At 57.5% G+C, this 8,386-nt stretch carries 5 protein-coding genes; all 5 read left to right on the top strand.

From position 1 onward, the window contains the following. The first annotated feature begins 323 nt into the window (after positions 1-323). The 5 genes from DW189_RS10255 (at position 324) to rimO (ending at position 8,328) form a co-directional block, all read left to right on the top strand. The gene (locus tag DW189_RS10255) at positions 324-3,518 is read left to right on the top strand and encodes a SusC/RagA family TonB-linked outer membrane protein (protein WP_022333723.1); all 3,195 of its coding nucleotides are present in this window, start codon (positions 324-326) and stop codon (positions 3,516-3,518) included. 21 nt (positions 3,519-3,539) lie between these two features. Continuing rightward, entirely contained in the window at positions 3,540-5,150 is a 1,611-nt protein-coding gene (locus DW189_RS10250; protein ID WP_022333722.1) for a RagB/SusD family nutrient uptake outer membrane protein, read from the top strand. A 25-nt stretch (positions 5,151-5,175) separates the two neighbouring features. Next, on the top strand, positions 5,176-6,024 hold the full coding sequence (locus DW189_RS10245; RefSeq protein WP_022333721.1) for an endonuclease/exonuclease/phosphatase family protein: 849 nt from the start codon (positions 5,176-5,178) through the stop codon (positions 6,022-6,024). Between the two features lie 30 nt (positions 6,025-6,054). Then, the gene (locus tag DW189_RS10240) at positions 6,055-6,897 is read left to right on the top strand and encodes a hypothetical protein (protein ID WP_055211570.1); all 843 of its coding nucleotides are present in this window, start codon (positions 6,055-6,057) and stop codon (positions 6,895-6,897) included. 132 nt (positions 6,898-7,029) lie between these two features. Next, complete coding sequence (gene rimO / locus DW189_RS10235; RefSeq protein WP_117508000.1) at positions 7,030-8,328, top strand: 30S ribosomal protein S12 methylthiotransferase RimO; 1,299 nt, start codon at positions 7,030-7,032, stop codon at positions 8,326-8,328. Positions 8,329-8,386: the final 58 nt, after the last annotated feature.

Raw genomic sequence — 8,386 nt, 5'->3', positions numbered from 1 at the left:
CGCCGGAACAACGGACGACACACAGTAACAATATAAGTATCAGGCGACAGGCTCCGAAATCGGAGCCTGTCGCCTTTTTTGTGTCCGGTTCATCCGGATCACCCGTACGCGGAAGTCAATTATACGCAATCTGAGGATTCAAATACGCAAACCACGCCCAGCAAGAATTTCGATATACATAATTTTGAATATCGAATTTCCACATATTACAAATCGACGACAAACACCCGTGATTATTTAAAATATTTTAATAAATCAAGCCGACCTATTCGGTGCAAACCGAGCCTCTATACTTATATAATACTAATATTAACCTTAACTCTATGAAAATGAATTTGACTACTTCGGAGAAGAACAGGGGCATCGTCCGCTTTCTTCTGATGAGTATGCTGCTGTGCCTGCTCATTCATCCGGCCCAAGCGCAAGACCGCGTCACGGTCACAGGGCGTCTGACCGACACCAGCCACGCACCGCTCATCGGCGCTTCGGTCATAGAACAAGGGACGACCAACGGCGTCACGACCGACGCGGAGGGCAATTACCAGATCTCCGTAAGCGGCAACGCGACCCTGGGCTTCTCGTTCATCGGCTACAAACCCCAGAACGTCGCAGTCATGAACCGCACCGCGATCGACGTCACGCTGGAGGAGGATGCCACGATGATCGGCGAAGTCGTAGCCATCGGCTACGGCTCGCAGCGCAAGGAAGACCTCTCGATGGCCGTGACGACCGTCAAGCTCGACGAAGCGGCCAAAAGCCGCGCCTCGAACCTGGCGACCATCCTCCAGGGCCGTATGCCGGGCGTCACCGTACAGCAGACCGGTGACCCGATGAAACCCGCCTCGTTCACGATCCGCGGCCGTGGATCGAAAGGCAACGACGACGACCCGACCTCGGGCGACGGCGTACTTGTCGTCGTGGACGGCGTGCCCAACGCCCCCTACATGATGGAGGACGTCGAAACGATCACCGTACTCAAGGATGCCGCCTCGGCGGCAATCTACGGAGCGTCGGTAGGTTCGAGCGGTGTCATCCTCATCACGACGAAGAAGGCCCAGAGCGGCAAGCTCCGCGTAGACGTGAATGTCTCGCTCGGTTTCGAGAAAGTGACCAACCTGCCGAACATGCTCACGGCGGAACAATACAACGAAGTGTGGGCAAGAACCGTGGAGAACAATCCCGGCAGCCAGCTTCCCAGCGCCGCCAACCCCGAGGTATATCCCTGGGGCAACGTAACCCGCACCGACTGGCTGGACGAGATTTTCCAGACCGGTTTCACGCAGCACTACGCCGCAACGATCTCGGGCGGCAGCGAGAAGGTACAGTCCATCTTCTCGGTATCCTACGACAAGAAGGACGGCGTGCTGCTCAACACGTACAGCGAAAGCTTCAACGGCAAATTGCAGACCGACTTCAAACTCACCAACTGGCTCAAGATTTCGGAGCGTGCGTCGTTCGTCGTATCCAACGGACAGGGCAACGTGGACACCAGCCACCAGGGCCCGATCATGGGCGCCGTATGGTATCCGCGCGCAGCCTCGGTCTACGAGATGAACGAGGACGGGACATACGCCCGCGACGAGAAGGGCAACCGCTATTACGGCGGTACGAGCCCCGAGTGGGCGGACGTGAACGGCACGCCGATGCTCTACAACCCGGTAGCATACCTCGAAAGGATGCACCGCAAATACCCCGAGCACAAAATCTTCTCGACGACCTCGATCGAAATCAAGCCCATCTCGTCGCTGACGATCAAGTCCGACTTCACCATCGACCTGCGCAACAAGGAGTCCGACGAGTTCTACCCCACCATGACGGAGAAGGGTTTGCGGCGCGACATCAACTACCGCGAACAGTTCTTCGACCGGGACAACCACTGGCTCTCGGAGACGATCGCGACCTATGCACAGGTATTCGGCCGGCACCACATCAGCGCGATGGCGGGCTTCACGGCCGACTTCAAGAGGCTGCACAGCCGGAAAGTATATTCGAGAGGGTATCCCGACAACGATATCAACAGCTCGATCTGGGATCAGGCCAACGACTGGACTTCGAACACGCCCAAGGAGAGCAAATACGAACAGACCATGGTGTCGTTCCTGGCCCGCCTGGGTTATTCGTTCGACGACCGCTATTTCCTGGTGGGCAGCGTGCGCCGCGACGCCTCTTCAAAGCTGCCTGCGAGCAAGAACTACGACTGGTTCCCCTCGGTATCGGGATCGTGGAAACTCTCGTCCGAAAAATTCTTCCGGAATGCAGGCCTCGACAAGGTTTTCGACCTGGTCAAGTTCCGCGCAGGCTGGGGCCGCATCGGTAATGTCGACCTCTATCCAAACAACGTCGCCACCGTCGAGCTCCTGAACTACCAATACCCGATCATCTTCGGCCAGAACCTCGACCAGTTGCTCCAGGGAACCTACCTCAACACGATTCCCAACTATTCCGCCCGCTGGGAAACCACCGAGCAGACCAGTGCGGGTCTCGACCTGACGATGTTCAAGAACAAACTGAACATCAGCGTGGACTACTACCACAAGGTAACCAAAGACCTGATCGACTACATTCCCACCCCCGAACAGATCGGCGTGGCGGATCCTCCCATGGGCAATATGGGCAATGTGCTGAACAAAGGCTGGGAATTCTCGGTGAACTACAACGGCAGCGCGGCACAGGGCAAACTGACCTACAACGTCTGGGGCAACTTCTCGACGAACAAGGGTTACGTACGCGAATACGGAGTTCGCAAAGGCGCCGTGATGCACACCTCGCCCAACCTGAACAGCAACCCGATCCTCTACTCCGACGCAGGGCAACCCTGGTATTCGTTCATGGTCTACCGCACAGCAGGCATCTTCCGTTCGCAGGACGAAATCAACAAGTACATCTACAAGAACCCCGAAACCGGAGAAGCGAAACTGCTGATGCCCGACGCGAAGGTCGGCGACCTGATCTTCATCGACACCAACAACGACGGCGTGATCAACGACGACGACAAGACCTTCGCAGGTTCCTACACCCCCAAGAACACCTTCTCGTTCGGAGGCTCGCTCAACTGGAAAGGCTTTGACTTCAGCTTCTTCTTCCAGGGCGTGACCGGCAACAAGGTCTACAACGGCCTCAAGCAGATGGCCATGAACGGCCGCAACGACTACGGCAACCTCATTTCCGACGTATACAACAGCTGGGACTTCAACCCCCAGGGGAGCAAATACCCCCGCCTGGGCCTGGTAACGGGCAGCGATACGAACGGTAACTACAGCAAATTCTCCGACATATTCCTCGAGGACGGCGACTACCTGCGCCTGAAAAACATCACGCTGGGTTACACGCTGCCCAAGAGCGTCAGCCGCTTCGTCGGAATGGAGAACGGTTCGCTGCGCGTCTACATGAGCGTCGACAACGTATGCACGATCACCGGTTATTCGGGCGTCGATCCCGAGGTCGGCAACTACGGTATCGACCGCGGTGTTTACCCCGTATCGCGTTTCTTCAATTTCGGTGTGAACATTAATTTCTAACCAACACAAACTACAATAACGATGAAAAAGATATTGATAATAGCCAGCCTCGCCCTCTGCTGTTCCCTTTTGGCGAGCTGCGAAGACTTCCTCGACACCAAGAAATACGGAGCCAAGACGGACTGGGAGACCCAGGAAGACGTAGAGAAAGCGCTCGTCGCCCTCTTCTCCTTCAACACGAACGACTCCGAGGGCGTCACCGGCCGCGGCATCACGTGGTTCGAATGCTGCAGCGACGACATGACCGTAGGCCGTCCCCAGGGCGAAGCCGAAGACATCCGCAACTTCCGCATGTCGCCCAGCAACGGCCGCGACGTGAAGAACAACTGGAAGATCATGTACGAGGTCAACGCCAAGGCCAACAACATCATCAAGGTCGTCCCGACGATGAACCTCGACAACGCGTTCAAGACCAAAGCCACCGGCACCGCCTATTTCTTCCGCGGGTTCGCCATGCTGTGGCTCTCGCCCTACTACGGTGACAACGGCCCCAACGGCGGCATCCCGATCATCCTCGACACGACGGAGCCCGCAGCCATGGACAGCCCGCGCCCGGCCTCCGTATTGCAGAACTACGACCAGATCATCAGCGACCTGCGCGAAGCCGGCAAACGCCTGCCTCTCTTCTCGCAGCTCGCACCCGAAGAGTACGGCATGCCCCACAAGGCCGCAGCCTGGGCCCTCGCCGCACGCGCAGCCCTCTATGCCGCACAGTTCGACGCCAAATACTACGACACGGTCATCGAAATGTGCGACAAGGTGATGGGACTCACCGGCGCCGACAAGCGCGAACTGTTCGACGACGGCACGGACAAGGCCTTCGCCAACCTCTGGCGCAAGCAGCAGAATTTCGGCTGCGAATATATCTTCTCGCTGCTGGGCAACGCGGTCGACGGCCCGAAATTTCACGGCATGTCCTTCCAGAACGGCGGCTGGGGCCTGTACAACCACTGGGGTTATTTCCAGCCCACCCTTTCCCTGTGGAACGCATTCGAATCGGGCGACACCCGCCGCGACGCGACGATCATCTACCCCGGGCAGACGATCCGCTTCATGGGCCGGGACATCGTATTCGGCAGCAACTCCTATTCGATCTCCTCGGATACAGGCATGTCGTTCCGCAAATTCCTCTCCCCGTGGGAAGAGGCCGACTGCAAAGGCAAGGAGGTGAATTCCAACGGCGACAACGCCAGCAACACGCTCGGCACCTGCCTCATCCGCTTCGCCGACGTCCTGCTGATGAAAGCCGAGGCGCTGATCTGGAAGAACGGCGAAGGCGACGCCGAAGCCAAACAACTGCTCAACCGCATCCGCAAACGCGCCCGTCTCCCGGAGAACAGCCCGGCGACCAAAGCCGAGCTCAAGAACCAGCGCCGCTGCGAACTGGCGTTCGAGTTCATGCCGAGCCGCCACCTGGACATGGTTCGCTGGGGCGACGCCAAGGAGACCTACGCCAAACCCACGCAGCGCGTGAACTCGCACTGGGATTACGACCTGCAGCAGGTGGTCATCGACGCGCCGAGCAACTATGACAACGGGCGCACGTTCGATCCCGTCATCAACCAGGTTTTCCCGATCCCCGTAACGGCATTCAACGGCACGGTGAACCTGACCCAGAACCAAGGTTATTAGTAAACAACCAAGATCATTACCGAATATGAAACTGTTGAAACATATCATCCGTGCAGGTGCCTTATGCGGCCTGCTCCTTACGACGGCTGCGGCGAAGGCGCAAACCGTACAACTGAAAGTACTGGACTGGAACGTGCTGTCGTTCGAAATGACGGACAAGTCCAACCAGATCGACTTCATCGTCGACGAGTACGTCGACCTGATCAAGGCCCAGAATCCCGATATCGTCTGCATCAACGAGCTCGAGACCGGCACCAGCCGTATGGGCAAGGAGAAACTGACCGAACTGGCGTCCCGCCTGGACATGTACCCCTACTTCATCATGTCCTATCCCAAGGACGTAGGGTTCTACGGCAACGGCATCCTCTCGAAATACCCGATCGTAAGTTCCTTCTCCGCATTGCATCCCTACAAACATGCCAAAGGCGAGGGCAACTACCAGTGGAATACAGGCTATGAATATTATCTGTATGGTTATGACCAGCGAAGTATGGGCTACATCGACATTCTGGTACCGACCTCCGATTCGGACGGACAGATCGTGCGCATTATCTGTACGCATTTCGACCATTGCGGAATAGATCAGGTCATCCAACAGCAGGAACAAAATGTTGTAACACAAGCCGGGCTGAACAATCCCGAATACCCGACAATCCTGATGGGAGACTTGAACGTCGGATGGGGAACAAACGTGCTTCCTGAATTCAGAAATTTAGGCGACCACATCGGGGTGTCTTGGGTAGACCACATCTTTGCTTTCCCCAAAGGTCGATGGACGGGCCATGATTTCAAATCCCATTCCTGCCCTGCCGCCAATGGCAAGGCATCGCTCTCCGACCATGACCCGATCACAGCCACCTTGGTACTTAAATAGCAGTTCGTCGAATTCACAAAAGTCGAAAATATGAAAAACATACAAAAATATCTCGCAGCACTGCTCGCGCTCGCCATGGCAGCCCCGGTATTTACCGGTTGTTCGGACGATTACGAGTATTCGCTCAGTTCGGTGGTCGCCAAGCCGTCCGACAAGTTCAACGCCAGGATCCAGTTCGTCAGCCGCCTGAGCGACGGGGCGCTGATTACGGGCGATGCCGACTACACGGCTCTCAACAACTACATGGTCAACACGCTCAAAAGCCGCGAAGAGGCATGGCTCACGGTCTTCGACCGTTCGGACAACGCCAACCTGGACAAGGTGATGCAGATCTCGATCAACACCTACCGCTGGACGGCCTTCGCCTTCAACGGGCTGACCAACAGGACGACCTACAAGGGCAGCACGCTTTTCTTCAACCAGCCGACCCGCTCGGTCAAGGCCACGGCCTGCGGCAAAGGCTGCTACGTCACGGGCTTCTCCCCGCTGATGGAAGGTACGCGCACCGACAAGGATGAAAACGGCACCGTGACCGGCACCGTGGACATCGCCTACGACATCAATTTCCGCACGGTACGCTTCGAAACGAACGAGCAGATCAACGCCTTCGGCGGTGAAAACGGCGTCATGAACACGCTCAAGCGCGAAAATATGAACATGCTGATGATCGGCACGGTCAAGAACGACCTGCTCGGAGCGCTCGAATCGGCAGTACAGAATACGGACGGTTCATTCAAGGTCTACAACGTCGCGTCCGGAAGCGCGTATACGATCTTCATGCTCGCCGAAGAACGCTTCTGGGGCTTTACGGATGTTGCCCCGATATCGGTCGGAAACGGCATCGAGGCCTATACGATAAACGTCATGTGGTAAAGGTTGGTTTAATTTAGTTGGAAGGAGGATGCGGCTTCGGGGCCGCATCCTCTTTTTATGCACGGGAAACCGCCGCGGCTGGCGGCGATTCCGGGATTATTTCGTACTTTTGCAGCGGAAACCAGATACGGAATGAAAAAGATCAACGTCATAACGCTCGGTTGTTCGAAGAACACGGTCGACAGCGAGCACCTGATGGCACGGCTCGCGGCGGCAGGCTACGAAGTCCTTTTCGACAGCGACCGCACGGACGCCAAGGTCGTAGTCATCAACACCTGCGGGTTCATCGGCGACGCCAAACAGGAGTCGGTCGACATGATCCTGCGCGCGGCGGCCGCGAAAAACGCCGGCAAGATCGAGCGGCTGTTCGTCATCGGCTGCCTCTCGGAACGCTATGCCGACTCCCTGCGCGCCGAACTCCCCGAAGTGGACGGGTTCTTCGGCGCCCGCACATGGGACGGCATCGCCCGGGCGCTGGGAGCCGCCGAAGACCCGGCCCTGGCCACCGAACGGCACCTCTCGACGCCCAGGCACTATGCCTACCTGAAAATCTCGGAGGGTTGCAACTGGAAATGCGGCTACTGCGCCATCCCGCTCATCCGCGGCGGGCACGTTTCCGTGCCGATGGAGGAACTGGAGGAGGAGGCGCGCAAACTCGCGGCCGGAGGCGTGAAGGAACTGATCGTCATTGCGCAGGACACGACCTACTACGGGCTCGACCTCTACGGGAAGCGCCGCCTGGCCGAACTGCTGCGCCGCCTGTGCCGCATCGACGGTATCGGGTGGATACGCCTCCACTACGCCTACCCCACGGCATTCCCCGACGAGGTGATCGAAGCCATGACATCCGAGCCCAAGATCTGCAAATACCTCGACATCCCGTTCCAGCACATCTCCGACGCACAACTCTCGGCCATGCACCGCCACCACACCAAGGCCGAAGCCTATGCGCTGGTCGAAAAATTGCGGGGGGCGATCCCCGACCTGGCGCTGCGCACGACGCTGCTGGTCGGCTATCCCGGTGAAACGGAAGCGGATTTCGCAGAACTGGAACAGTTCGTACGGGACGTACGGTTCGAACGCCTCGGGGTCTTCGCCTATTCCGAGGAGGAGGGCACCTACTCGGCACAAGAACTCAAAGACGACGTCCCGGAGGAGGTCAAGCAGCAGCGCGTGGAACGCATCATGACGCTCCAGAACGACATCGCCCGCGAAAACAACCTGCGCCGCGTAGGCCGCACGGAACGGGTTCTGATCGATTCGCGGCAGGGCGACTACTATGTCGGACGGACGCAATACGACTCGCCCGAGGTCGACCAGGAGATACTGATCCCGGCTGCGGAACGGCGTCTTCTGCGGGGGCATTTCTACGAAATACGGATCGACGGCGCCGCCGATTACGACCTTTACGGAAAGGCCGTCAGGAAATAAAATTTGTTTTTTAGCGTTCCTTTTCATACCTTTGAAATGTAAATCGGACTTTACCCGA

The sequence above is a fragment of the Alistipes sp. AM16-43 genome (assembly GCF_003435745.1).
Classification (GTDB): Bacteria; Bacteroidota; Bacteroidia; order Bacteroidales; family Rikenellaceae; genus Alistipes; species Alistipes onderdonkii.
The sequence above is the reverse complement of the archived record's forward strand: the minus strand, read 5'-3'. Positions and strand labels throughout refer to the sequence as shown.